Origin of the sequence: Paracoccus aurantiacus (genome assembly GCF_007993065.1) — a bacterium.
Taxonomy (GTDB): Bacteria; Pseudomonadota; Alphaproteobacteria; order Rhodobacterales; family Rhodobacteraceae; genus Paracoccus; species Paracoccus aurantiacus.
Genome location: NZ_VOPL01000013.1, coordinates 1 through 23,967, shown reverse-complemented (window position 1 = coordinate 23,967; position 23,967 = coordinate 1). Strand labels below are relative to the sequence as shown.

Below are 23,967 nucleotides of genomic sequence, written 5' to 3'. Positions count from 1 at the left end.
GCGGTACTGGGCCCGAATCGTGTCGCCCTCATGGAATGTCTGCGTGAGAATTGCTTCCCGTTTCGTTGTTTGGTCGTTGAGCGGCATTACGTTATCCATTCAAACTTAAGACCTTAAGGCCGGTCATGATCTATTGCTGTGGTGCAGCGAGCTCTTTGGCCGCCGCTGATTACGCTTTGTCTTTGCGAACAAGAGATGTCACGATAGCATACGAACTGCAGCGAATTTAGACGAAATTTAGGCCCGTATCACGTTGATAAAGAACGGTAAATATTTTTCACTTCCAGATAAAGAAGACGATGATTTTAAGTCGCTCTTCACGAATGCTTGCGCAAATGGCATCGGTCGACCCGTTGACTCTGACGGGTGCCCGCATGGGCCGTGGACGCCGGAGATGCTTGCCGAGGCAATTTCACAGATCGATGCCAATCGTAACGGGATCGAGCTGCGGACAGTTCAACTTTGGTTCAAGGACAACGAAAAGGGAATCAGCACCAACAATATAAGGTGGCTCGCGAGGGTTCTGGGCTGTAACGATCCGGAAGGTACCATCGCATGGCAAGCCGCACTAATTCGGTCGCAGGCCCGCCTCACGGAACGTCGGCGCGCGCATCGTGAGAATAATGTCGTGTCCGGTTCGGGGCACGACATGCTGCCAGATATTGATGGTGAGGATTCAAGACACGGGCTTTCCATCGCTCGCGTAACCGAGGCAATCTTCAGTCATGGATCGCTTCTTAATTTGCCTGCGTGGGTCTTTGCCGGCGCCGTGGCGCTGCAATTTTCCTCGTACTTCCTCACTATCCACAGCGTTAGCTACGTTCGTGAAGATGGCATCACCAAGGAGGTAGGTTTCCTCTGGGCACCGAACTGGACCATCGTCTTCCTAGTCCTGATGCCCGTTTTCTTTGGCATCGTAGCCGACCAAGTGACAACGTGGAAAACTCAGAGCCGCCCTACACTGGTAGCCTATATCAACGAGCATGACCGTGACGAGGGTTGGATACAAAAGATCGAGGCGTCGTCTTACACCTACTGGGTCGCATTGTTGCTCTGCCTCGGCTTCGCCGGCGTTTTTCAGTGGGTGAGTGTCCGCCTTCTGCCAGTCCTGCAAGGTAGCGGTGCTATCGCTATAGACTGGGGATCCGTGGCTTTTGTGCAGCCGGACAATTTCGGCGTTGTCGAGCAAGCTGTGTTCACCGGTGCCGCGTATCTGTACATGAGCCTGTGCTTCTACCTGTTTATCGCAGGCCTCATCTTGTTATGCAATCTGGCCGATGATTTCGCTCACATAGGTAAGGCTTTAGGGCTACACCCGAAATTCATGAGCCTTAACGGGGCACATGCGGCCGTTTCGAGAATAATGCGTGGAATTGTCCGCGCTTCGATCTTCGGGCTTATGGTCGCAGTGTGTATGAAGCTACAAAGCTTGTATCTCGTGACCACAGCGCCGAGCGTCTGGCAATGGCTGCTGTCGGATTTCGGATCGGCCATGTCTAATTTTGGAACAAGGATTGATTGGGGCGACTACAGTATGCCAACCCACTACACGAGCCTGCTTGTGGTGCTCATGGTATGCACTGCGTATATTTACGCGACCATCCGCATCAACACTGCATCGCCTTTTCAGTTGCCACTGGTGCGACCCACAACAGCGGTACTGCTCCTCGGCTTCGCGTACCTATTGACTGGTGCTGTGTCTGGCTTCTCGGTCTTCCTGGCGGTTGCAATTGTCGTTACCCTCTATGGTTTCTTCGATCCCGACTTCGGCAGTCGTTCCAAGGGAGGGGCAAATCGTCAGAATGTACTATAGCTGGTTGGACCGCTGGGACGAGCGCCGTGGTCAATACAGTGATGAAGTAAAGAAAGTGGGAGCCTCGGCTCTAGGGGCCAGTTTGGCATTTCCCCACGCCGAGAGCGTCAGGTCCATAACCGACTTTGGTCAGCTTGCGGCTGCGGCCCTTGGTGACTCGTCGTGCTTTTTTGGCGACGACGAGCAGGTCCCCGTTGCAAGATGGCAAGGCGGCTGGATCAGCTTTCCATCACGTGTCCAAACGGAAATTCCCGAGAATAACACTGTTTACGCGAAGGTAACGGAGGCTGGGTCATCCATGCATGCCGTAGTTGTCTTCCATCATTGGAACGCTGAGTCTCGAAATGCCCAACTTGCGCGCTTGCTGGCGTGGTTCGGCCTTACTGTCGTCGAGATCGCGATGCCATACCATCTGGAACGTAAAAGATCCGGCTCATCGTATGCGGATTATATGCTCAGCCCTGATCTTGGCCGGACTCTCCAGTCAGTGCGCCAAGCGGTGGTAGACGGGCGGCACCTCTTCGCCATCTTGCGCCGGCACGGATACACAAAACTTTCTGTGCTCGGTATCAGTTTGGGGTCGTGGGTGGCAGGGATAGTCGCGGCTCACGAGCCTAAGGTCAATAAGGCGGCGCTGTACCTCACGGCAGGCAGCCTGGCCGATATGGTATGGACAGGAAGCGCAACGCGCCACATTCGGGCAACCCTCGAAAAAGAAATCACGCTTGGTCAACTGCGCCAGGCGTGGGCACCCCTCAACCTTGAGAACTACGTAGATAAGCTTGCGCGTCCTGGTCTTGAGATTCAAATGATGTTGGCCAAACGAGACAAGGTTGTGCTTCCCGCTCTGTCCGAGAAGCTGGCCTCCGAACTGGAACGAACTGCGGCGCGGTCGCGGGTCATAAGGATGAATTGCGGACACTACTCGGTCACCCTACCGCCGTACATCATCAGGGCTGGTCTAAGCACGGTGCGATTTCTAAACCGTTAAGGCGCCATCCTTGATCGCAAATAAACCATACAAATTCTACATCTCGAACGGCAAGATAAGGGTGACTCGGCTTGAAAGTGTCTGAAAAATAAACGTAAGAATACTGAGCATCGCAAGCGAAATTTATCATTTCACCTACTTGCACTGCATATACTTAATTTGATAGTCTGGCGCTGACGCGTCAGGCTAACTTTGTGGAGCGCGTCGTATGACCAACCAGATACAGGTTAGCAACGAGGTGCTCACCCTTGAAATGTGTAGAGAGAGGCTTCTGGAAGGCTGGGAGCTGCACGTCGTATGTGCGGAAGATCCCGTTCCTGCACAGAACACTGTCCGCGGCTCGTGGTATCTGGTGGCCGTCGAGCCAGAAACGGGTCGCTTCGGAGTGGTTGTCACGCAACGAGATTTATACAGGGAGCGGCGCCGAGCCGAACAGGCCGGCACAACCCTCGATCCATCGGACTACTCATACAAAGAGATTAAGACCACGACCGGGCTTTTCAACGCTCAAACTGATCTTGGCATCGTTGCAACTGTCACGCCCGGATCGAAAGGCGTCACAATGGTCGCTCAACTGCCTCCCGGCGCCTCGCCACCAAAACCCTGAATCCATCCACTGCCGTTTTGGCGCAGTAAATCTCTTCTCCCGCCGCGCTGTTGTGGCGGGGTTGCTGACGCTCCCGGCAGCTGCTCGTGCAGATGTGCTGTCGCAAAGCAGCGGCTTTGTCATGAATTCCGGCCGCGCGCAGGATGTCTTCGCCCGAGCTGAGGACGATCCGGGATATGCGCCCACAAAAGCGGATGAGCCGCCTCTGATCCGGTCAACGCTGGCCGCCACCGATGCGCCGGCGCCGGTCAGGGACATGGTGTCAGCGGCGGCGGCCCGGTACGCATCGCATCCGGCGATCCGCGCGGCCGGCTTTTCGCCCCAACACTGGGACGCCTATTTTCATTCGATGATCCAGGTCGAAAGCGGCTTCAAGGTCACGGCCTATTCCTCGGCCGGCGCGATGGGGCTCGCGCAACTCATGCCCGGAACCGCGCGGTTCCTCGGTGTGGATCCGCGCGATCCCGTTCAGAACCTCGACGGCGGCGCCCGCTATCTGCTGATGCAGCTTAGCGCCTTCGGCACGCCGGAACTTGCTCTTGCTGCCTACAACGCCGGACCCGGTGCGGTCCGCAAATATCGCGGCATCCCGCCCTATCGAGAAACCCAGAACCATGTCCGGAAGGTCATGGCGATCTATCGCAACCGTCTATCATGAAGGACCATTCCATGTTGAATTTCAGGCAAACACTCGTCGCCGCAGGGATCTGGTGCGCCGCAAGCGTCAAGGCCCGCGCCCAAGACGTCGATCTCTCCGGGTTCGAGGATACCGGCGAAAGCATCATCGAGCAGCTGCGCGACAACAACCTCGCCCTGACGGCGGTGGTCCTGATCCTTCTGATCATCGGCTTCCTGGCGATTTTCACCAAGTTCATCGACTGGAAATGGATCGGTGTGACCGTCGTCGGGCTGTTCTTCATCTTCGGTGGCGACAACCTCGCCGAGTCCGTCATCGCGATCTTCAGGGGCTGAGGGCGGTAATGCGAGAGAACGTATATATTCAGGGGCTCAACCGGCAGGCCAGGTTCTATGGCCTGCCGCTGCCGCTGGCCGGGCTGGCCTTCATCCCGCCCTTTCTGACGTTCATCTTTCTCGACAGCCTCTGGTATCTCTGGGCCATCCCCGCTCTCTGGGCCGCGCTCTGGGCCACCTCAATCATCAACCCGCATTTTGCGCGCTTTATCGCGGTCGTGATCTCCCGGACGCCAGAGCGGCTTCTGCGGGACAGCTCGGGGTCTCGCTATGAATGATATTTTCCCAAGCCCGGTCCGGGCGCTGTTCGGGGGCTCGCGCGATCTCGAAGACATGCTTCCCTATCTCTTCGAGGAAAATAACCACGCCATTGCCACGCGCAGCGGATCGCTGGTGTCGGTCGTGAAAATTGCGGGCGTGAACCCGTTCACGGCGAGCGAAGGCGAGCTGGCCCACATTAATGACCGGCTGGCCGAACTGGTCGACAAGTCCGGCAACAATTTCAGCTTCCATTTCCACAAGATAAGATCGGCCTATCATGACTTCGACTATCAGCCGAAGGCTTTTATTGAACCGGGCTTCGGGCAGGAACTGGACCGGGCATGGCGTGACCACATAACCTCGGCCGGACTCTGCATCCCCATCCTGTTCCTGTCGGTAATCGAGCGCAAGACCATGGCCGAGCGGCTGCCGATCTTCGGGGGGCTGCTTGGGCATCGGCGACAGGATGCCCTGCCCGAGCGCCTGTCCGATCTTGCCGAACTTGCGCAAAGCGTAGCCGAGACCCTAGGCGAAGGCTCGGAACTGCTGGCAATCGACAACGGAACGCTGAACGGCTTTCTGCGGGCCATCTCCACGGGCATTTATGCGCCCGTGGCCCGGTCCGAGACCGGGACCATCGTGGACGATATCCGCACGCCCGTGGAAATCTATGACCGTGCCGTGGAAATCGGCGACGAATTCGAGACGCGCTACGCCTCGGTGATCAGCGTGGCGAACCTGTCGCCGCAAACCCATGCCGGCATTCTCGATACGCTCTACACCGATCCCGACATCCTGATTTCCTGTACCTACCAGCCGCTGCTGCCTGACCTGATCTCCGCAAAGGCCACGACGCGGCTCGAACAGACCCTGGAAGAAAGTGCGGGCGGCAAGATTGCGGCACAGCTTCAGGAGGCCGCCGAGGATCTGCAAATGGGCCAGATGGGCTTTGGCGACAGCCAGACCATCGTGACAGTCTATGCCGCCTCGCCCGATGCCCTGAAACGCAAGGTGACGGCGGTGACGGCGATCCTGCGCGCGAAGAAACTCAAGATCGTTGTCGAGAAGCGCGGCCTTGCCGCCGCCTGGTTCGCCCGCTTTCCTGGCAACCACGAGTTCCAGAAACGCCCCCTTACGATCTCAAACCGCAATTTTTCGGATTTCGCGGCCCTGCACATGGTTCGCCTCGGCAAGCCTGCATCAGAATGCTACTGGGGGACGCCGGTCACGACCTTCAAGAGCTGCGCCAATTCACCCTATGACTTCTCGTTCCATGGCCGATTTGCCAGCGAGGATGCCGAGCCGCCCTTCGCCAGCACCCTGATTGTCGGGCCGCCCGATGCCGGCAAGTCGACGATCATGGCCTTTCTGGCCGCGCAGGCCCGCCGCACCGGCTGCCGGATCATCGCCTTCGACAAGGATCAGTCCCTCGAAATGCCGCTGCGCGCACTTGGTGGCGCCTATACCTCTGTGCGCGCCGGGCGCAACACCGGCCTCAACCCGCTGGCCTCGGAAACCGACGAAGAAGGCCAGGCCTGGCTGCGCAGCTGGCTGACCGCGCTCCTGGAACGCAAGGGCCATGAGCTTTCCGTGAGCGATTCAGAGAAGCTGAAGCGCACCGTGGAAAGCAACGCATCGGCCCCGCCGACCTTTCAGGACTTCACGAATTTCAGGACACGGTTCCGGTCTTTCGAAGGCGATATCGACGCCCGTATCGGTGAATGGGCGCCAAACGGGCAGTATGGCTGGGTTTTCGGCCAGGACAGCGCCCCGATCGTCGATTTCAGCGCCTCCGATATCGTCGGCGTCGATATGACCGCGCTCCTCAACATGGAGATCGAGCGCACCGCCCTGCTGGCCTATCTCTTCCGCCAGATCGAGAAGACGGTCAGCGCCCGCACCCCGACCCTGCTAGTGCTCGAAGAGGCCGGCGTCTTCCTGGACGATCTCTACTTCCAGCGCGAGCTCAAGACCTGGCTGGCCACGCTGCGCAAGAAGAATGTCATCGTCGTCATGCTCGTCCAGTTTGTCTCGCAGATCAGGGACTGCGCGGCCGGTGCGTCGATCCTTGAAGGTTTGCAGAACCAGCTGATCCTGCCACACCACCAGGCAGGCCGCGACAGCTATGACGGGCTGGCGCTCTCTGACGCGGAACTGTCCTTCCTGCTCGGCTCGCAGGCGGGCGCCCGCCGGGCGCTGTGGCGGGACGGCCAGAGCTCGAACATTCTCGACACCGATCTCTCGGCCCTCGGTCCCTATCTCACCGTGCTTGGCGGAGGTCGTTCGGCAGAACGGCGCTTCGGCAGCGATTGGCGCAACAACCCCGATTTCTGGAAAGGAAACACGGCATGACCCGTATCGTGATGAGCCTTCTTCTTGTGCTGGCGGTGGCCGGCTGCGCCGCGCAAGGCGGCGAGATGTCCGAACGCCGGTCGAACTGCTTTGGAAAACTGAAGCCCGGTTCGCAAAGTTTCGAGCTGGTTGCGGTCCCGAAATCATGATCGGTCCGCGCCGCCTCCTCCTCGGCCTGACGCTCGGCGCATCCGTGGCGAGCGTCACGCTCGCCCAGGGCGTTCCTGTGATCGACACCTTGCGCACCTTGCGCACGGGGACGCTGGCCGCCCTGCAGGGCCGGATCGTTGGCGAGGCCGAGGACGGCAACAGCGTGCGCGTCGATATGAACGCACTTCATCGGGATCAGCTGGCGGCTATTGACGCGGCCATCGCCTCGATGAACACCAGCAGTTTCGCGCCGGCGGAATTCGAAGACCTGGACGGTGCGCCGGTTTCTGCGGCCTATGATACCTCCGCCGTGACCGGCGCGGAAAGCCGGCTTTTCGGCGACGGCCGCGTGACAATCGAACAGATGATCGTGGAGACGGTCCAGAAATACCAGTCGCATCCAGCGCTCGCCCGTGCCGGGATCTCACCGGTCGGCTTCCGGGCGTGGTTCCAGGCCCTCGTGAAGCAGGAAAGCGGGTTCCAGGTCCGGGTCTGTTCGCACAAGGGGGCCTGCGGTCTGACGCAGATCATGCCGGGCACCTTCGATCAGCTCGGCATTCCGCCCTCGCAGCGCAACGATCCGCGCGTCCAGCTCGATGGCGGCGCGCGCTACCTGCTGATGCAACTCGGCAGCTTCGGCTCCATGCCTTTGGCGCTTGCCGCCTATAACGCCGGGCCCGGCGCGGTCCAGAAATATAACGGCATCCCGCCCTATCGCGAAACCCAGGACTACGTGGTCAAGATCACCGGCTATGCGAATGCATATGCCGCCAGCATGGGGTCGCCTGACGCGCTTGGGACCATGGTGGCAGGGGATATGGCGCTGGCGGAGTTTGGCAACATGTCCGATGCGGGCATGGAGCTCGGCTTTTCCATGTCGAACCAGCTGGAACTGTCGGCGCGGCGCATCCGCGCCCTGATTGCCCGCATCCCCGAAACCACGACGACGCGCGAGGCCATTGACCTCAACACCTATCTGCGTGCCGAGATTACCCGCCTGGCGTCGATGATGACGATCATGGAGGCCACGCAGCGTCGCGTCGAGGCGCAACGCTTCGCGGCCCAGTACCAGGCGCAGATCGCCGACGAGAAATTCCTCACCCTGACCGACACGCCCACGACTGGAGGCTGACCATGAGCATTTTCCGCAACCTTGCCGCCGCAACCGGACTGAGCCTCTGCGCGGGGCTTGCCGTCGCGCAGGGCGTGCCGACCCACGATCCGCGTTCGCTGGCGGAGCTGATCGCGCTCCTGAATTCCAGCCAGGATGAACTGGCGCAGTCGATCCGCACCAACGGCATCCTCGACGAGCAGACCCAGCAGCTGATCAAGCAGCTCGAAGAGCTGGAACAGGTCGTGTCCTCCCTGACCGACGGCTTCGATCTGGACGCATTGCTGGCCGGGCTCAATCTCGACGATCTCCTTGGCGGGCTGGAGCTTGGCGGCCTTCAGGAGCAGCTGGAAGCGGCCCGTTCGGGCGATTGGGACGCCGTGTTTGGCAATGGCACGGTTGGCGGATCGCCCGCCGGTAAAGTGATTGCCGGGATCTATGAAAGCGCAGGGCTTTCGCAGGAAACCGTGGACGAGCTGACGGCCAGCGACAACCCGGATCAGCAGCGTGTCGGGACACAGGCCGCGACCAGTGCCTATACCTCGGCGGCGGCCGAGAACGCGATCGAACAGACCTCGGCTTCGCTGGAACGCACGGCCACGCTGATCGGGCAGATCGAGGACGCGACCAATCTCAAGCAGGCGATCGACCTCAACACGCGCGTGACGGGCGAGTTGGTCATTGCGCTGATCAACCAGGCCAACATGGAGGCGATCCAGACCGTTGCCATGGGCCAGGCCGGGGTGATCGACGCCGCCACCATGGCTGACGACGAGAAGTTCCTGTCGCTGACCGGCGACGATTCGCTGCTTGAGGGTGATTGACGATGAAACATATCTGGATCGGCTTCACAATCGTCATGGTCGCGCTTGTTATCGGTGGCTGGCTCTGGCTGCGGAATGAGGCCGGCATGCCGTTCTCAAACACAGAGACCGTGCAGCCTGCCGATCCGGACATGGAAGCCGTCATGGAGCGCGTACGGCAGGAACAGGCCGAGGCCTTGGCCGAAGACGCGGCGACAGCGCCCGCAGAACCCCAGACGGAGGACCAGGAATGACGCAGCAGAAAACCCGCCTGATCGGCGCCACGGCCATCGCCGCGATCGCCATTGCCGGTGCACTTGTGGCCTGGCAGGCCGCCTCCCAGGGTGCCGGCGATCCCGCGCAGCTCTCGGATGAGGAGAAGCTGGAGATCCTGAACAGCGGCGATGCGGATGCGATCGCCGAGCTTCTGGAAGCCGAGGAGGCCGCCGCGCAGGCGCAGTTTGCGCGGGAACGGCTGGAACGGCAGAAACGCGAGGCCGAGATCGAGGTCGAGCGGGCCGAGGCAGAGGCGCGCGGCGCGGCCTATTGGGACAGCTTCGATGTGGACGAGATCGACCTGACCGGATTTGAAGTGGCGATTACCACGTTCACACAGCCTGAAGAGCGGCAGGAAAAACTCGCCGAGCTCCCGATCGTCGCCGGCTTTGATCGCGCAACGGAGGTCGCTCACTTGCCGAGTAAATTTGAATGCAACCCAAGGCGGTTCGGGAAGATTGGGGACATTCTGAAGTCGCAGCCTGATCTATCAGCAACGATAGATCGCTACGACATTGCAAATTTACTCGACTATTTAGCCAGCCGGGCTGCTCTCGAAACCGGCGACTGCTCCTGCGCAACGCAAGCAGTCCCTCTCTCCAAAGGCGAGGAGTTTGCCCGGCGGCTTTTTGAAAATTCAGTCGCCGAGACAACTGGCAACAGCGTAGCGGGGGGGCGGATCATAAAACGTATGAGTGCGGCACTATTCTACGCGCTTGACGCCGAAAAGCGCAGCTTTTGCGGGAAGGGTTAAACTTTGGATTTCATCGAGACCATCGTTCGGCTGATTGATCTACGCGTCGCGGAGATTGCTCAAAATACCTTCCAACGTCTGGCCGAGGGTCTTACGGGCGGGCTGGAAGTGCTCGCGGTGCTGCTGATCGTCCTCTACGGGATCAACGTCCTGTTCCGCTTCACGGAATTTTCCTTCCCGCAGTTGATCGGCATCCTGATCCGGATCGGCGCGATCTATGTCTTTCTGTTCTCCTGGGACAATTTCAACGTCATCTACAGCGCCGGAACCTCCCTCTTCGATACGGTCGGCAACACGGTGCGCAGCTATGTTGCCGGCGATGCCGCCTCGGGCAGCGAGGATGCCGCAGAGGATATGTTCCAGACGCTGGCGGAAGTGATCGACCTGGTGGTGAACGGAAATTCCGTTCTCGTGCGGGCATTGGTCGGAGCCTTCCTCTTCGTGGTGCTCGGCATCCTCGCGGTCGTCTATATCCTCGTGGTTTCCTACGCCAAGCTGCTGCTGGCGGTGCTGATCGCCCTTGCGCCTCTGATGGGCTTCTTCCTGCTCTTCCAGCGGACCCGGTCGATGTTCGAGGCCTGGCTGGCAGCCGTGTTCGGCTACCTGATGTATCCGGTTGCGGTCGGGGCTGTCATCGGGATCGTCGCAGGTTTGCTGACCCATATCACGGTCGAGGTCGAATCCAGCACCTCGCTGATCAGCGTCTTGGGCTTCATCACCGTCGCCGGCCTGGGCATCAAGATGCTCTCGGATGTGCCGTCGATCGCCGCAAGCCTCACCGGACAGTTCAATCTCGGCTCAATGGCAGGTGCGGCCTCGGCGGCCGTCAACCCGATGGGCGCCGCACGCCGGCGAACCGCCGCCTTCGCCACCGGCTACATGACGGGCCGCACACCGAAGATGCAGGAAAGGGCCAGGGACCAGGCCTACGCCAATATGGGCATGGCCGCGCGCGGCGTCTCGCCGGAGCGGGGCCGCGCCATGCAGGCCAAGTTCTCCGAAATCGACCGTCTGAGAAAGGCATCGAAGTGACTGACCAAGCCCTCAAATCCCAGCTGAACCGGGAAGTGTATTTCGGGATCAGGCGGCGCGAGCAGCTGGCCTGGCTGGTCGCGATCATCGCCGGCCTCGCCGCCCTTTTGCTGGCAGCCACGATCTTCGTGATGATGCCGCTCAAGACCACGCAGGCCTATCTTGGGCTGGTGGATCGCCAGTCCGGTGACGTGATCCGCGCATATGAAGTCGGCCGGGCCACGTTGACCGAGCAGGATGCCGTGATCGAAAGCTGGGTCTACAATTATGTGCTCGACCGCGAGACCCATGACATTCATGACCAGCAGGTCCGGCTGGAACGGGTGATCTCGCGCTCTGTCGGCACCGCCCGCGACGATCTGCTCGATCTCTGGGACCCGAATTCCTCCCGCTACATCCGGAAGCTTATCTCGCGCGATGCCCGCGTCTTCGTCTCCATCAACGCGATCACGCTTCTCGGGGACAATACGGCCCAGGTCCGCCTGCAGAAGCGTATCGTGGACGGGACGCGGGAAGGCACGTCGAACTACATCGTCACCCTCTCCTGGCGCTTCAAACCCGCGAACACCGCCTCCGACCGGATGATCTGGGAAAACCCCTTCGGCTTCCAGGTGACGGATTATCGCATCGACCATCAATCGGAAGGATAAGGCCATGCCCCGTTTCCCGGCTCTCGCCGCCTCTGCAATGTTCGGCTTTTGTGCTCTTTGCAGCGCCGCATCCGCCGAAATCACCCCCTCCGTCAGCCCGACCGACGATCGGGTCCGGACCGTCGTCTTCACCGAACGGCAGGTCTATCGGATTGACACGAAGGTGCTGACCGCCACGACCATCGAGTTCGGTCCGGGTGAGGAAATCATCAACGTCGCCCTCGGCGACAATGTGGGCTTCACCTACGGTCAGCTCGGCGACAACAGCCTCGCCGTCAAGCCGACCCAGACCGGCGTGCGCACGAACATGTCGGTTGCCACGTCGCGCGGCACCTATGTCTTCGAGATGATCGAGGGTGCGAGGCGGCCGATGTACCTCGTCGAGTTCGCCTATCCCAAATCCGGCGCGGCAACCCGAAGTGCGATCCGTGGGCCCAGCCCGAATTCGCGGACCTACTATGTCACGCAGGCCAGCCGGGCGACCGGCTTCATGCCCGCCCGGATCTGGGACGATGGGACCAAGACTTACATGCAGTTTTCGCAGAACGCCGCGATGCCCGCGGCCTTCCGGGCCGATGGCAACGGTCGGGAATACTCGGTCCAGACGAAGATCGAAAACGGCGTGATGATCATTCCGAGCGTCCAGGACCGATGGGTTCTGCGCCTCGGGGATACGGTAATCTGCATCTGGTCCGACCTCCTGCGCGCCGCGCTGGCAAAGCAGGGAAAGGGGTGACGCCATGGCCGCACGCAACGAGATCCTGAACCAGAAGCGCCCCCCGCGCAAAAGTGGCTGGATGCGGACCACCGCGCTGGCCGCTGGCTTCGCTGCCGTCGGCGGCGCGGGGGTCTATTATGTCCTGTCGCAGTCGGGCACTGCCGATGAGACATCATTGGAAACCTCGCAATCCGCAGCGATCCAACAGAATGATCGCAGCGGAGTCATGGTGCCGGACCTGAGCGAACCCGACCTCGACGAACCAGAGATCGAGGCCACGCCCCTTGCCGTCGATCAGGGTGAGCTAGACCGTTTGCGCACGGAAAACGAGCGCCTGGCCGCGCAGATCGCCGAGGAACAGGAAGCTGCTGACGAACGTCGCAGGCTGTTCGAGGAACGGCTTGACGAGATCGAGCAGGAGAACGCCGACCAGATCGCGGCGATGCAGGCCCAACTCGAATCCGATTACAGCCGCAGGCAAGCCGAGGCCGCAGCCGAACAGGCCGCGCGCCTGGCAGCCGAGCAAGCCGAAGCTGACCGGCGCAGGGCGCTGGAAGAAGAACGTGCCCGCCGCGAGGAAGAACTGGCCCGCCGGATGCAGGCGCCCCCGGTGATGGGAAAGACCGGCGCAGAGACCTTCGCCAATGGGACCGTCGGTGCCGAACGGCAGGCTATGTCCGGTGATCGGGAATTCCTGATCGCCAGCGCCGAAGCCACCGAGACCCGCCGCGCCACCGTGACGGCCAATCCCTCGAACACGGTTGGACAGGGCACGATCATCGAGGCGGCGCTTGAGGTCGCGATCAACTCCGACCTGCAGGGCCAGGTGGCAGCCATTGTCTCGCGCGACGTATGGTCAATGGACATGACCCGCGTCCTGGTGCCCAGAGGCTCGAAGTTGTTCGGCACCTATAACTCCGAGATGGGACAGACCCAGAAGCGCGTCCTGGTGGCATGGACACGCCTGACCACGACAGACGGGCAGAGCGTATCGCTGAAATCCTATGGCTCCGACCGCCTCGGACGCTCCGGCATGGTCAGCGAGGTGAACAATCACTTCGCATCCCGCTTCGGCTCGGCCGCGCTGGTCAGCGTCATCAGCGCCCTGCCGCTGCTGCTCTCGGACGATGGCGACGACTCGTCCGGTTCTTCGAACGATGCAGCGGCGAATGTCAGCGCCAGCCTGTCGGGTGCCGTGGGCGATGTGATGAAGGGCTATCTCGGCCAGAAACCGACGATCCTCGTGCACCAGGGATCGAACGTGTCGATCCGCGTGGATAGCGACCTGGAATTCTACTGATGCTGGTTCCGCTGCTGATCGACGCGCTGACGCCTCTGCATCAGGTTCTGAAACGTCCCGATCTGGTCGAATGCTCGATGAATGCCGATGGCCGGATCTGGGTGAAGCTTCAGGGTCATGCCCAAATGCACACACCACAGGGCGTCCCGGTATTGCCGCCGCAGAAGATGATCGAGATCACTGAACTCTGCGCCGGCGCTGCCGGCGAGAAGTTCGATGAGGACCGCATCCTTGCGACCGGGACATTCGATTTCTGGATCGAGGGCATGGAGGGCGGGATGCGCAAGTTCCGCTTTCAGGCGGTGAGATCTCCGGCGGTCTATGGCGGCCCCGTTGCCATGTCGCTGCGCGCCTTCGTGACCGGCGATGCGCAGAAGGACTTCCGCTTCGAGCGGTTGCGGGATCTGGGCAAATCGCTTGAGGCCGAGATTGCCGAGAACGCCCGCGCGATCTTCGACATGGCGCTGGACGGCAATTGCGACTTCGACGATGTTCTGGCGGCACTGGCGCGCGAACGCATGAACCTGATGATCTCTGGGGCCACCGACAGCGGCAAGACCGCTCTCACCCGACGCTATATCTCCTTCATTGATCCCGATGAGCGGATCATCACCATCGAGAAGGGCGTGGAGCTGTTCCCGACCCAGCCCAATAGCCTGATGCTGCAATCCGAGCTTGACCCCGCGAGCCAGCGTAATCCGACAAAGCTGCTTCAGGCATGCCTGCGCCTCAACCCGCGCCGGATCATTCTCGGCGAACTGCTGGGGCCGGAGGCACAGACCTTCATGGAGGCCATCAACTCCGGCCATGAAGGCTCCATGACCACGATCCATGCCAGCACCGCCCGCATGGCCTTCGAGAAACTGTCCTCGCTGATCCGGCAGTCCGGTGCCCGCATCGACCACAGCGAACTGCTGGAGAACTTCCGCCAGTCGATCCACTGCGTGATCCAGGTCATGGAAGATCGCCGCACCGGGAAACGCGGAATCGCCGAAATCTGGTTCCCGTCTCTGGATGCAATCGGGGCGCCATGAGGCGCCCCGTTGTTTCTCTTTGGTGAGCGGCGCAAGAACGTCCACTCACCACAGCCCACGATCATCTGAAGACTTACAGCGAGTCGATTTTTTTCATCGCAGCCGCCCTCTTGGCCTCCAATCGCTCCGCTTTTTCCTTTTCAGCTTGCTTTCCAGCTTCAACTGCTGAGGCGTCCTGCTGTGCCGCGTTCTTGATGGCATTCATCCGGCTCTCGTAAACTGCGGCAGCCTCTTCTCGCGGAAGGTCCACAATCGAACCTTGCACCTCGCGTGGCGGACTTGCCTCGAACGTCTTCGCCTCCGCGATTGCTTCCAGCATCTGCCGGTTTTCCACGGCTGTCCGGACCACCTGCTGTTCCAGTCTGTCGATATGCTGCAACTGGCGCGACGGATAGGGATAGGGGCCTTTCTGACGCTCGAAGATCGGTTTGAAGACCGGATCGGCGTAATAGACGATCTTGTCCGCCAAGATCGGCTGGTGTCCTTCCGGCATCAGCAGCACCTTTGACTTGGGCAACCCCCGCAACTGCGCGGCGGTGAACAGCGGCAGTTCCTCTGTCGAGACGTTGACGCTGCGGTTTGAAAAATCGTTCAGCGTATAGCTGTAGGACGCCTTGAAGCCGGTGCGTGTGCCGAGCGCCTTGGTGATCTCTTCCGTGGTCGAGTGATCATTCGGGGAGATATAGATCTTCATCTCGCAGCCGGCGAGCAGGCTTTCGACCTCGGCATCGCTGTAGCCCACCGATTTCAGGCCGGAGATCGACTGCGTGACCACAGTCGTGCGCGCGCCATGACCGGCCAGCTGTTTCATCGACTGCTGGATGATCGGCATATAGCCAAGCTGGTCGAATTCATCGAGCATGATGAATACCTGCCCCAGCCCGCTGTCATGGTCTGAGCTGGTCTGCCGGATCGAGGCGATCAGATCCGTGAACATCAGCCGGATTACTGCGTTCAACGGCGAGATATCGTCCGACTGCACCACGATATAGATCGACTGCCGCCGCGAGCGGATATCGTCGAACCGGATATCGTCGCGACGGGTCACGGCCTGGATCTGAGGGTTGGCCCACTGCTTCAGCCCGCTGTCGCTCATGACCTGGCTGTAGGATTGCCGGATCTTCGGATCGAGGTTCCCGTAATTCGAGAACTCGCGGCGTACGATGGGGTTGTCCGACGCCCTCGCGATGGCGTTGTAGCGGTCGCTGTCGCTCACCCCGACCTCGGTGCCATCGCCGAACATCAGCGCATGAACACGGGTCAGCGTCGGATCGCCTATCTCGATGGCGCGCAGGCACCCGGCGATGAACCATTGCTTGGCACCGCCAAGGAAGTTCGAGGCCGAACCTTCACCCTTCGCCACCAGGAAGTTGTCGGCAAGCTTGTCCAGTTCCGCATACCGGCGGTTCGGATGCGTGATCGCGGCAATCCGGGCCAACGGATTGTAGTGGTGCGAGCCATGCTCGAAATCATAGGGCGCGAAGCGAAGCACCTCGTCGCCCAGCTCCACCCTCATCCGCGACGTGTTGCGGAAGATCTCGCCCTTCACATCGAGCACCACCAGTGAGCCATCCGCCAGCAGGCAGTTGGGCGTGAGATAGGACACCCCCTTGCCCGAGCGCGTCGGACCTATCAGCAGGCATTGCGGAAAGGCGTCGATCGGTGCCGAGATGAACTCCGCGTTTAGCGCCTCCTTCGGCGGTGTTTGCACCACTTCCAGCGGCTTGCCCCGCAGCTCTTTTGGCGGGCGCGCAACCTTGCCGAAGATCAGGCCGCCCTCTTCCAGCGGTGTGACAAAGCCGTTCCGGCGCATCTCCTTGATCCCCTGGAAATGCGCCGTGCCGTAGCGCGTCGTGGTCGTCGTGTAGATCATCACCCCGATGAACACGATGCAGAGCACAACCACGCCGACGAAGATCGCCGCCGCGATCTTTTGCGCCTCGGTCTGAAGGCTCAGATCGCTCAGAACACCGACGATCGAGATCGGACTGCCGTTGAAGTCTCGGTTCATGCCGTTCAGCACAAGGCTCGATGCGATAACCGCGATCAGAAGCGTCATGACGATGCCGGCGACGAGCCGCACCCGGTCTTTCAGGTCAAGTTCCATGCTGCCCTCCCCTCAGAGCGAGAAATCGTCGCCGGTGCTGCTCTGGCCAAGCGCCCGCTGCGCCTTGTGGGGCTCGTCGGCCGCCGCGTAGCCTTGGGCAATCTGCTCGCGCGACAGATCGAACTTCGCGGCATGTTCCGGACGCTCCGCCATCGCCATCACCGAGGCCGCCAGTTCGCGCTGGTGCAGCCGGTTCGGCGTGATGGATTCGAGATCGCGGTAATCCCCTTCAGCCATGCGCTCGAAGCCCTTGGTCCCGAACTCGGCACGAAGCGCCGCCGCGTATTCCCGCTCGCTCTCGCGGTTGGCGAACTCCGGCGCCGCGGAGGGATACTCGCGCTCGGTCAGGCGCTGCATAAAGGACCGCAGGTAATCCCTGTCGGGCGTCATGATATTGGCCCGCATCTCGCCGCGCACCTCCTGAACCCTATCGAACATCTCGTCGGCTGAGATCTTCGGGCCACGTTCGGGATCGACCGCCGAGGACAGAACATCACGCTTCTGGTCGTCGCTCAGCAGGTCGTTCTCGAACACGCCCTTGGCGTATTGCCTGTCGATGCCGGCATCACCCGACAGCTCGTCGAACTTCTGCCAGAAATCCGCCACCGCGCCGGGCCGGGCCTCAAAGCTGTAATCGACATTGGCAAGCTCGACAGCACGCAGCGACGTCTTGTAATCGCGGATCTGATCGTCGCCCAGTTCCGCTCCCGAAAAGGCCCGGATATCGTCCTCGTCCGAGACCCCGGCCGAGAACATCTCGACGGCGGTCGCCAGCGTCTGCCGGCCAATGTCGCGGCCCTCGGGGACGTAATCCTCGGCGCGGCGGGCCAGAAGGTCGCCATCGGCATGCAGGCTGTTCGCCATCGGGCCGGGATGCGCGATCCCCTCAACCTCGATGACAAGCCCGTAATCCCGTTTCATATCAGACAATACGCCGTCGATTTCCGCGAAATGCTTTCCTTGCATTTCGGGGGGCAGCGTCAGAACAGTGTCTCGTACTTCTTCCGCCCAGCCCCTGACTGCCGCTTCGAAATCTTCCGGGGTCTCCACATTCTCAAGTACCATCTCGAATTCCTTCCTTGAAATCGGGTTCTGCGTGGCGATGCCCTGGATCATCCGATCCGCAACCTCCGCCACGCGCGCGTTGCCCACCATCTTCGCGGCTTTCACCACCTCTCCCCACTCGTCCGCCTCGTCGATCAGCATGCCCAGAACGCGATCCGTCAGCGCCCGCTGGCCCGGCGCCCTGCCCTGCCGCCACTGCGCCGAGGATGGCGAGTACTGAAGATCGCCACGCTCGTAGCGCGTCGTCGCTTCCAGGTGGACGCCGTAATCCTGCGCCACCGACACCATCAGGTTCCGGAATCCCTGGTAGGTGAACGGCGCGTCCAGCTTGTTCGACAGATAGAACCAGCTGCCGTTCTCGACCCCGCGATTGTTGACCAGCACATGCACATGCGGGTGCGACCGGTCCGTGTGCAGCGCCGCAATGTACTCCCAACGATCGTCGGCAAATTCCTTTTCGGACCCGAACGCCCGCTCGCACATTTCCTCGGCGATGGCCGCCGCATCGCGCGGCGCGGTATCGGGCGGAAACGAGATCAGCAGATGCGATGTGTGACCGTTCTTCGGCGTGCCCTGCCAGCTGGCCTCCCAGCTATCCGCGACGGCCTCAAGCGAAGCCTCCGACTGACGCCGCTCGTCAGTCAGCGCATCGCTGAACCCGAACGTGTAGTGCGCCTTGGTGTTGATGTAGTCCATCTGCCGGCGCATCTGGTGGCGCGTATGCGTCCCGCCGCTGGCGATCTTCTTGAATACGGCGGCCCGCGAGCCTTCCGCGAAATTCCACTTGTTCAGCAGGCTGCCCGACAGCCCCGATCCGCGCCGACCACCCGAACGACCACCGCCCCGCACCTTCCGCAGATGCTGGCGGATCGTGACGCCTTCATCGTCGTCGGCAAGGAAACTCACTCGCTCTCCCCCTCGCCCGCCGCATCATCGGCCCGCGCCGCCGCCCAAACCCGCTCGTTGGACCGCCGCGCCTCCTGGACGACATTATTCAGTGCCGGGAGAACCTTCCGAAGCTGCGATTTCAGCTCCGCCAGATCCTTGCCCGCCTCCCTCAGAGGCGGCGCCTGGCCGCGGTTCACCGCCCGCGCGATCTGGTTCACATTGACACCGATCGCCGACACCTCGTCGTAGAGCGCCTTCACCTCGCCCACGAACGCGAAGTTCCGGTCCAGCAAACCGACAGAATTGCGCACCAGCGCCCGCAGCGCATCCGACCGATCCTTGAACCCGGCCCGGGCAAGTTCTTCCTCAAAGGCGGCCCTCTCACCCTCGGATATCCGGAAGGTCACAACCTCCGTCGGGGCAAACGCGGGGCGCTTCGGGGCAACGGTGGCACTCCGCAGCCGGTAGATTGTGCTCTTGGCGACGTCAAACTCCGACGCGATCTTGGCGACCGCCACGCCCTCTTTTAGTCGCGAAACAATCTGATCGCGGATCGTCGGGGTCAGGCGGCTCGCCTGACCGCCCTTCGACAAATTAGCTCTACGCGAATTTTGTAATACAGAACGCACTTCCTGCCAACCGCTTGCTATCAACCTTAACCTCCATTACCATTTTCAGAGCAACTTCCAAAGGGGTTTCTGACGCCAGGTCGACCGTCGATCAGACCGCACGTTTTTTGAGCGCCATACGCCGATGCCCAATGGCCGTCCGCAAAGTGCCTACCGCCAAACGCCGTTCGATATATGCGATATCGTAAGTGCGATATGCCGATTGCGATACGCTATCGCGTAAGAGCCGATCCTGAATGATCGTTCGCCATGTGCTGACCACTCCTGCATGATTGCCGTGTGCTATCGGCCGATTGCTGATGCCCAAACGCTGTTTCACTATTGCTGATCCACAATCGCTGCTTCGTAATAGCTATTGCTGATACGCCATCGACTATTGTCCGACTGCTATTGCCCGTTTGCCATATCGGATACGCGACCCACGATATGCTATATGCCGCGTTCTATCTGCCACCCGCCGTTGCACGTTCGCCATAAACGGCCTGCCAATTGCATTCTGCCAATCGCCATGCGCCGATTGCTATGTCATAGTTGCTGGAGAGCAGAAGTTCCCGGCATCACCGCTGAGGAAACCAGGGCAACCGTTGCGAGGGCGAGCAGATGACATGCACAACAATCAGTTTCATGAACCGCAAGGGCGGTGTCGGGAAATCCACCTGCGTCAGAATGTTCGCCTCGGTCGCGGACGAACGAGGCATGCCCGTCACCTTGATCGACACGGATGAATCTGTGGCTGTGGCAGAATGGCATACTGCCGGGATGGAGAACGACCGTTGGTCCGAAAGCGTCACAAGCCTCAAGACGATGGACCAGATGGAACTTCTCGACCATGTGATCGCTCTGAAGGAGGCTCCAGGCGAGCACATCTGCCTGATCGACACGCAGGGGTCATCCTCGGAGATCATGGGAATGATCTTTGAGGTGTCCGACTTCATCGTTGTGCCAACCAGGCTGTCCCGCAGCGATACATCTGAAGTCGGCAAGATCATGAGGTATGTCGATCTATACCGGGCTCAGAGCGCAAAGGTGGCGAGCCCACGCATCCTTATAAATGCACCGAAAAGTGCAGGCGAGTCCCACAGGGCAGAAATGTCTGCGCTGTTCGACAGCTACGGCGAAGCCATCCTGGATGAGATGTTGGCAGAGCGCACGGCTTTGAATGAAATGGATCAGCGTGGCCTTCTCAATGTCATGCGCGACAAGGGCCCAGCGGTCAAACGCAAGTATTATGAAGATGTGATGACTTTGGCCCGCGGCATCTTCGATGAAGTGACCGAAGGCAAGTTTGCGAAGGAAAATGCATGATGAGCAAGGCTCTCGACGATCTGAAGATGCTGCGCCAGAAAAAGCCAGCGCTCCCCGCATCGGATTTCATGACTCGCGCCGGAACGAACGAACCGTCCCAAGAAAAGAAATCGACCCCAAGGCAAGATCCCCGGCCAGCGCCAAAGCCAGTCTCGGTCGAAACCAAAATGCCGGCACCCGCAGCGGAAGACGTGGATAAACGAGCAGACGAACCCGTCAAATCGCCAACGAATACAATGTCTCGCAAAGCTACGCGAAAGACCTCGATCAACCTCATGCTCAAGGTTCCCACGACCCACGAAGACAGGTTCATGGCATTTGCAAAGGCATCCAACTTGCCGGTCAAGACGGTCCTGCAAGCCATTGCCAGAAAATTTGCGGGTGAGTTCAAGGAAACTGCGAAGACCGGCCGACCGGGACGCACGCATATCGAGCCTTTTACCGACAATGTGCCGAATTGCTCCTACAAGACCACGGTTACGGTCGATCTCGGCGACATATCCCATATCGACCCGCACAACCTGCTCGATCCCAAGAGAATTTATGACCATTGGGCTCAACATGAAGGGGCCGCCTTTGTCGCGCGGTTCCTGGATCAAACGAGCCGGTAAGGGCAGGGGGCAAAGGCGTCTCTGATGCGGACCCTTGGTCCGAAGGGCTAAGGGGCTTTGCCCCTCGCGCCGTCAAGGACAATAGACAGAACCGTGTCCTCGGCTGCGCCTGCGGGCCGCACCACTTCCGTCGATTGTCCTTGCCTCTGCTACCCCCACTCTCGGCGAGGCCAGACCCCGAAAACCGAAGTTTTCGGGGCAGGCTCCATTTGGGGCACCCCGACCGAGACGGGGGGCGCAGATGGCCTATCGACACGGGAACGATTGCCAGGCGGAAGGGCAGGGGGGCCGCATGTCCCGGCTGGAACGGTCTCATAACCTCCTGGACGCGATTGCAGCCTGTGACTGGTATGACGCGGAGATGGTCATGTCCGCCGTCCTGGAGGAAGCCCGCGCGGATGCCCCGCTGGTGCCGTTCGGCGATATCGAGGACGATGCGGAGTTCTGGGCCGCAATGGCGACATATGAGGAACTGCGCGCGTATTTCCTGGCCTGTGGAAAGCGCCTCGCGCGCCGGCAGATCGGCCGCCGTGGAAAGATCCGGCTGGCACAGCTGCTGCTTGCTGACCTGACCGATGAGGACCGTCAGACGATGGTTGCCACGCACCGCACTGGCGACGCTGGCCGGCAGGTTATCCAGCCCGAACGCCGCCAGGCGGAAGGGCCTCGCAGATGAACGAGCGGGACGCGCCCCCAGAGAACGAAGGGACGCGAGAAAATCTGTGGAAAACCTGACGTCCTTTAGAGCCAGGAAATGACGTGACGGGCGAAGCCTCGTCGCAATTTGCCGCGCAGCGGCTCCGCGCGGACAGCGCCGGACCAGGAGGGCAGTGGCCGGCTCGCCGGTCGCTGCCCTCCTGGTCAATCAGGCCCAAGCCGCAAATCGCCCCCCGGCCCGCAGATATCGGGCCGGGGGAAAATATCAGCCTACATCTTCAACAAGGCGCTCTCCCGTAAATGGGTCCATTTCATAGATCAGAACACTGATGCCGAAACGCGCGGCGCGGGCACGGGCGCGCTTGCGGGCCTCGGCCAGTGACTCGCAGAGAATTGGCAAATCGTCGGGATGGTCGCGCAATTCATAGAACATCGCGCAACCCTCACAACCGATGCCGCGCCGCGAGGGCGCGGGCATCGTCATGCTGATCGAGCATGGCCCGGAAATAGGCGTGGCGGTCGCCCCGCCGCGCCGGATCGAACCGGGCTTTCGGATTGATCTTATGGGATGCCGCGCGGATCACGGCCAGGTTGCTGGCGCAGATCGCCACGTTCAGGCGGCAATAGGCGGAAAAGCTGTGCATGGTCGTCCTCCTTACAGGGTGGTGCCGGGTTTCAGATTGCCGTCGCGGTCGAGCCAGCCGCGCGCCATCGCGCAGGACATGCAGATGCAGGTTCCGACCGGCTCACCCGGCACGGTCACGGGCGCGAGAAACACCAGCGGGTTGACGCTGCCGCATTTGCGGCAGGTCAGGACGGGCAGGGGGGTCGGGCCGCTCATGCGGCGGCCCTTTCCTCGATCATCCCGGCGGGTGCGGTTTTCATGAGCCAGTCGGCGGCCTTCTGTGCCTCGGTCGCGGCCTTGAAGATCATCCGCTTGTCGTCTTTCAGCGCGCGCAGCCACGACGCGATATAAGCCGCCGACTGCCCGAAATCAGGCGTCAGGCCGAGTTGAGCGCAAACCATAACTTGCCCCAATTCGGCGCAAAGTTCCTCGAATGCATAAGATGCCCGGTCGCTGAACCGGCTGAAGCGGTCCAGCCGGTGCGCTGCGCCGCTGGCATGGCAAAATTCATGGGCGAGGGTCGCATAATATCCTCCCGCCTCGTGAAAAGTCGAAACCGGCGGCATATGCACGAAATCCCCGGCGATATCGTAATAGGCGCGCGGATCGTCGCTGGTGCGGCGTTCGATGCCGGTCGCGTCAAAGAACGCCTCAAGCGCCGGATCTGCCTCGGTCCCGAGATCGCGGGGTTCCTCGATGGGTGCGCCATGATAGGCTTCGGGCAATCCGTCGATCTGGTCGGCGTTGAACACCCGGTAAGACTTGGCATAGCCAATGGTCTTTTCCTCGCCGGTCTCGGGGTCTTCACGGTCCACGGTGCCGTATTTGATGACAATGGCGGATTTTTCGCCCTTGAGGACCTGTCCGCCAGCCTCCTGCGCCTGCCGGTAGGTGAACCAGTAGGGGCTGCGGAAACCCTTTTCGGCCGCCTCGCTCCACAACATCAGGATATTGATACCCCGGTAGAACTCGCCGGTGCTGCGCCGGGGGAAGGGGATGCCGCCCGCATCGCCGGCCCAAGGCTTGCGCCATGCGGGCGTGCCTGCCTCGATGCTGGCAATGATCTGATCGGTGACATGCTGATAAATATCGAACTTCGCTGCCATGTCGGCCTCCTTTGCGACGGGCGGCGCGGGCTTGGTGCCTGCTTTCCGCCGATGGGCGAGACCTCTCTGCTTGTCGTCGAAAGGCCCCATGCCTTTCGGACGGCAAAGCGGGGAGGGCGCAGCCCTGCCCGCGGCCCTGGGGCTGACTGT

Annotated in this window: 27 protein-coding genes; 20 read left to right on the top strand and 7 right to left on the bottom strand. The window is 60.9% G+C overall.

Features of this window, described 5'->3' with window-relative positions; translation table 11 throughout:
* Positions 1–253 precede the first annotated feature (253 nt).
* The 17 genes from FQV27_RS17840 (at position 254) to FQV27_RS17770 (ending at position 14,824) form a co-directional block, all read left to right on the top strand.
* Complete coding sequence (locus tag FQV27_RS17840; RefSeq protein ID WP_377768857.1) at positions 254–1,813, top strand: RcgA family putative transporter; 1,560 nt, start codon at positions 254–256, stop codon at positions 1,811–1,813.
* Entirely contained in the window at positions 1,803–2,804 is a 1,002-nt protein-coding gene (locus FQV27_RS17835) for an alpha/beta fold hydrolase (protein WP_147101164.1), read from the top strand. The genes FQV27_RS17840 and FQV27_RS17835 overlap by 11 nt, the downstream gene beginning before the upstream one ends.
* Positions 2,805–3,012: 208 nt before the next feature.
* On the top strand, positions 3,013–3,411 hold the full coding sequence (locus FQV27_RS18965; RefSeq protein WP_186827375.1) for a hypothetical protein: 399 nt from the start codon (positions 3,013–3,015) through the stop codon (positions 3,409–3,411).
* On the top strand, positions 3,332–4,069 hold the full coding sequence (locus FQV27_RS17830; RefSeq protein WP_246133168.1) for a lytic transglycosylase domain-containing protein: 738 nt from the start codon (positions 3,332–3,334) through the stop codon (positions 4,067–4,069). Before FQV27_RS18965 ends, FQV27_RS17830 begins: the two co-directional genes overlap by 80 nt.
* An 11-nt stretch (positions 4,070–4,080) precedes the next feature.
* Positions 4,081–4,383, top strand: coding sequence for a TrbC/VirB2 family protein (locus tag FQV27_RS17825; protein WP_186827374.1), 303 nt, complete (start codon positions 4,081–4,083; stop codon positions 4,381–4,383).
* Positions 4,384–4,391: 8 nt separating this feature from the next.
* Positions 4,392–4,661: a VirB3 family type IV secretion system protein gene (locus FQV27_RS17820; RefSeq protein WP_186827373.1), complete on the top strand. Its 270-nt coding sequence runs from the start codon at positions 4,392–4,394 to the stop codon at positions 4,659–4,661.
* Positions 4,654–6,996, top strand: a complete 2,343-nt coding sequence (locus tag FQV27_RS17815) for a VirB4 family type IV secretion/conjugal transfer ATPase (protein WP_147101158.1) — start codon at positions 4,654–4,656, stop codon at positions 6,994–6,996. The genes FQV27_RS17820 and FQV27_RS17815 overlap by 8 nt, the downstream gene beginning before the upstream one ends.
* Positions 6,993–7,145, top strand: coding sequence for a hypothetical protein (locus tag FQV27_RS18960; RefSeq protein WP_186827372.1), 153 nt, complete (start codon positions 6,993–6,995; stop codon positions 7,143–7,145). The genes FQV27_RS17815 and FQV27_RS18960 overlap by 4 nt, the downstream gene beginning before the upstream one ends.
* Complete coding sequence (locus FQV27_RS17810) at positions 7,142–8,278, top strand: lytic transglycosylase domain-containing protein (RefSeq protein ID WP_186827371.1); 1,137 nt, start codon at positions 7,142–7,144, stop codon at positions 8,276–8,278. The genes FQV27_RS18960 and FQV27_RS17810 overlap by 4 nt, the downstream gene beginning before the upstream one ends.
* A 2-nt stretch (positions 8,279–8,280) precedes the next feature.
* The gene (locus tag FQV27_RS17805; protein WP_147101153.1) at positions 8,281–9,081 is read left to right on the top strand and encodes a type IV secretion system protein; all 801 of its coding nucleotides are present in this window, start codon (positions 8,281–8,283) and stop codon (positions 9,079–9,081) included.
* Positions 9,082–9,083: 2 nt separating this feature from the next.
* Positions 9,084–9,314, top strand: a complete 231-nt coding sequence (locus FQV27_RS17800; RefSeq protein ID WP_147101151.1) for a hypothetical protein — start codon at positions 9,084–9,086, stop codon at positions 9,312–9,314.
* Entirely contained in the window at positions 9,311–10,090 is a 780-nt protein-coding gene (locus tag FQV27_RS17795; RefSeq protein ID WP_147101149.1) for a hypothetical protein, read from the top strand. The genes FQV27_RS17800 and FQV27_RS17795 overlap by 4 nt, the downstream gene beginning before the upstream one ends.
* A gap of 3 nt (positions 10,091–10,093) precedes the next feature.
* A complete protein-coding gene (locus FQV27_RS17790; protein ID WP_147101147.1) occupies positions 10,094–11,122 on the top strand; it encodes a type IV secretion system protein in 1,029 nt (342 codons plus the stop codon).
* The gene (locus tag FQV27_RS17785) at positions 11,119–11,772 is read left to right on the top strand and encodes a VirB8 family type IV secretion system protein (RefSeq protein WP_186827370.1); all 654 of its coding nucleotides are present in this window, start codon (positions 11,119–11,121) and stop codon (positions 11,770–11,772) included. The genes FQV27_RS17790 and FQV27_RS17785 overlap by 4 nt, the downstream gene beginning before the upstream one ends.
* Positions 11,773–11,776: 4 nt before the next feature.
* Positions 11,777–12,508: a TrbG/VirB9 family P-type conjugative transfer protein gene (locus FQV27_RS17780; protein WP_147101143.1), complete on the top strand. Its 732-nt coding sequence runs from the start codon at positions 11,777–11,779 to the stop codon at positions 12,506–12,508.
* 4 nt (positions 12,509–12,512) lie between these two features.
* The gene (locus FQV27_RS17775) at positions 12,513–13,790 is read left to right on the top strand and encodes a TrbI/VirB10 family protein (protein ID WP_147101141.1); all 1,278 of its coding nucleotides are present in this window, start codon (positions 12,513–12,515) and stop codon (positions 13,788–13,790) included.
* A complete protein-coding gene (locus tag FQV27_RS17770) occupies positions 13,790–14,824 on the top strand; it encodes an ATPase, T2SS/T4P/T4SS family (RefSeq protein WP_147101139.1) in 1,035 nt (344 codons plus the stop codon). The genes FQV27_RS17775 and FQV27_RS17770 overlap by 1 nt, the downstream gene beginning before the upstream one ends.
* Before the next feature lie 73 nt (positions 14,825–14,897).
* On the opposite strand, the gene FQV27_RS17765 is transcribed toward FQV27_RS17770, so the two are convergent.
* From FQV27_RS17765 to FQV27_RS17755, 3 genes are read right to left on the bottom strand one after another with little or no spacing between them, the layout of a single operon-like run.
* Positions 14,898–16,931, bottom strand: coding sequence for a type IV secretory system conjugative DNA transfer family protein (locus tag FQV27_RS17765; RefSeq protein WP_147101137.1), 2,034 nt, complete (start codon positions 16,929–16,931; stop codon positions 14,898–14,900).
* Positions 16,932–16,943: 12 nt separating this feature from the next.
* Positions 16,944–18,902 (bottom strand): relaxase/mobilization nuclease domain-containing protein, encoded by a 1,959-nt coding sequence (locus tag FQV27_RS17760; protein ID WP_147101135.1) that lies wholly within the window; start codon positions 18,900–18,902, stop codon positions 16,944–16,946.
* The gene (locus FQV27_RS17755) at positions 18,899–19,477 is read right to left on the bottom strand and encodes a helix-turn-helix domain-containing protein (RefSeq protein WP_186827369.1); all 579 of its coding nucleotides are present in this window, start codon (positions 19,475–19,477) and stop codon (positions 18,899–18,901) included. The genes FQV27_RS17760 and FQV27_RS17755 overlap by 4 nt, the downstream gene beginning before the upstream one ends.
* Before the next feature lie 636 nt (positions 19,478–20,113).
* On the opposite strand from FQV27_RS17755, the gene FQV27_RS17750 reads away from it, so the two are divergent.
* From FQV27_RS17750 to FQV27_RS17740, 3 genes are all read left to right on the top strand, one after another.
* The gene (locus FQV27_RS17750) at positions 20,114–20,818 is read left to right on the top strand and encodes a nucleotide-binding protein (RefSeq protein WP_147101131.1); all 705 of its coding nucleotides are present in this window, start codon (positions 20,114–20,116) and stop codon (positions 20,816–20,818) included.
* Positions 20,818–21,429 carry a hypothetical protein gene (locus tag FQV27_RS17745; RefSeq protein WP_147101129.1) on the top strand — a complete coding sequence of 204 codons (612 nt, stop codon included), beginning with the start codon at positions 20,818–20,820 and terminating at the stop codon, positions 21,427–21,429. The genes FQV27_RS17750 and FQV27_RS17745 overlap by 1 nt, the downstream gene beginning before the upstream one ends.
* Positions 21,430–21,721: 292 nt before the next feature.
* Positions 21,722–22,105, top strand: a complete 384-nt coding sequence (locus FQV27_RS17740; RefSeq protein WP_147101127.1) for a hypothetical protein — start codon at positions 21,722–21,724, stop codon at positions 22,103–22,105.
* A gap of 246 nt (positions 22,106–22,351) precedes the next feature.
* On the opposite strand, the gene FQV27_RS18955 is transcribed toward FQV27_RS17740, so the two are convergent.
* From FQV27_RS18955 to FQV27_RS17725, 4 genes are read right to left on the bottom strand one after another with little or no spacing between them, the layout of a single operon-like run.
* Positions 22,352–22,519, bottom strand: a complete 168-nt coding sequence (locus FQV27_RS18955) for a hypothetical protein (protein ID WP_175479924.1) — start codon at positions 22,517–22,519, stop codon at positions 22,352–22,354.
* Between the two features lie 10 nt (positions 22,520–22,529).
* Positions 22,530–22,730, bottom strand: coding sequence for a hypothetical protein (locus tag FQV27_RS17735; RefSeq protein ID WP_147101125.1), 201 nt, complete (start codon positions 22,728–22,730; stop codon positions 22,530–22,532).
* 11 nt (positions 22,731–22,741) lie between these two features.
* The gene (locus FQV27_RS17730) at positions 22,742–22,927 is read right to left on the bottom strand and encodes a hypothetical protein (RefSeq protein WP_147101122.1); all 186 of its coding nucleotides are present in this window, start codon (positions 22,925–22,927) and stop codon (positions 22,742–22,744) included.
* Positions 22,924–23,817 carry an ArdC family protein gene (locus tag FQV27_RS17725; RefSeq protein ID WP_147101120.1) on the bottom strand — a complete coding sequence of 298 codons (894 nt, stop codon included), beginning with the start codon at positions 23,815–23,817 and terminating at the stop codon, positions 22,924–22,926. Before FQV27_RS17725 ends, FQV27_RS17730 begins: the two co-directional genes overlap by 4 nt.
* Positions 23,818–23,967: the final 150 nt, after the last annotated feature.

What these genes read in the sequence shown, in the direction of transcription:
- FQV27_RS17770 (WP_147101139.1), top strand. Translation starts at nt 13,790, where the DNA reads ATGCTGGTTCCGCTGCTGATCGACGCGCTGACGCCTCTGCATCAGGTT.
- FQV27_RS17825 (WP_186827374.1), top strand. Translation starts at nt 4,081, where the DNA reads ATGTTGAATTTCAGGCAAACACTCGTCGCCGCAGGGATCTGGTGCGCC.
- FQV27_RS17835 (WP_147101164.1), top strand. Translation starts at nt 1,803, where the DNA reads ATGTACTATAGCTGGTTGGACCGCTGGGACGAGCGCCGTGGTCAATAC.
- FQV27_RS17805 (WP_147101153.1), top strand. Translation starts at nt 8,281, where the DNA reads ATGAGCATTTTCCGCAACCTTGCCGCCGCAACCGGACTGAGCCTCTGC.
- FQV27_RS17735 (WP_147101125.1), bottom strand. Translation starts at nt 22,730, where the DNA reads ATGCACAGCTTTTCCGCCTATTGCCGCCTGAACGTGGCGATCTGCGCC.
- FQV27_RS18960 (WP_186827372.1), top strand. Translation starts at nt 6,993, where the DNA reads ATGACCCGTATCGTGATGAGCCTTCTTCTTGTGCTGGCGGTGGCCGGC.
- FQV27_RS17740 (WP_147101127.1), top strand. Translation starts at nt 21,722, where the DNA reads ATGTCCCGGCTGGAACGGTCTCATAACCTCCTGGACGCGATTGCAGCC.
- FQV27_RS18965 (WP_186827375.1), top strand. Translation starts at nt 3,013, where the DNA reads ATGACCAACCAGATACAGGTTAGCAACGAGGTGCTCACCCTTGAAATG.
- FQV27_RS17780 (WP_147101143.1), top strand. Translation starts at nt 11,777, where the DNA reads ATGCCCCGTTTCCCGGCTCTCGCCGCCTCTGCAATGTTCGGCTTTTGT.
- FQV27_RS17730 (WP_147101122.1), bottom strand. Translation starts at nt 22,927, where the DNA reads ATGAGCGGCCCGACCCCCCTGCCCGTCCTGACCTGCCGCAAATGCGGC.
- FQV27_RS17820 (WP_186827373.1), top strand. Translation starts at nt 4,392, where the DNA reads ATGCGAGAGAACGTATATATTCAGGGGCTCAACCGGCAGGCCAGGTTC.
- FQV27_RS17775 (WP_147101141.1), top strand. Translation starts at nt 12,513, where the DNA reads ATGGCCGCACGCAACGAGATCCTGAACCAGAAGCGCCCCCCGCGCAAA.
- FQV27_RS17795 (WP_147101149.1), top strand. Translation starts at nt 9,311, where the DNA reads ATGACGCAGCAGAAAACCCGCCTGATCGGCGCCACGGCCATCGCCGCG.
- FQV27_RS18955 (WP_175479924.1), bottom strand. Translation starts at nt 22,519, where the DNA reads ATGTTCTATGAATTGCGCGACCATCCCGACGATTTGCCAATTCTCTGC.
- FQV27_RS17725 (WP_147101120.1), bottom strand. Translation starts at nt 23,817, where the DNA reads ATGGCAGCGAAGTTCGATATTTATCAGCATGTCACCGATCAGATCATT.
- FQV27_RS17815 (WP_147101158.1), top strand. Translation starts at nt 4,654, where the DNA reads ATGAATGATATTTTCCCAAGCCCGGTCCGGGCGCTGTTCGGGGGCTCG.
- FQV27_RS17745 (WP_147101129.1), top strand. Translation starts at nt 20,818, where the DNA reads ATGAGCAAGGCTCTCGACGATCTGAAGATGCTGCGCCAGAAAAAGCCA.
- FQV27_RS17765 (WP_147101137.1), bottom strand. Translation starts at nt 16,931, where the DNA reads ATGGAACTTGACCTGAAAGACCGGGTGCGGCTCGTCGCCGGCATCGTC.
- FQV27_RS17750 (WP_147101131.1), top strand. Translation starts at nt 20,114, where the DNA reads ATGACATGCACAACAATCAGTTTCATGAACCGCAAGGGCGGTGTCGGG.
- FQV27_RS17800 (WP_147101151.1), top strand. Translation starts at nt 9,084, where the DNA reads ATGAAACATATCTGGATCGGCTTCACAATCGTCATGGTCGCGCTTGTT.
- FQV27_RS17810 (WP_186827371.1), top strand. Translation starts at nt 7,142, where the DNA reads ATGATCGGTCCGCGCCGCCTCCTCCTCGGCCTGACGCTCGGCGCATCC.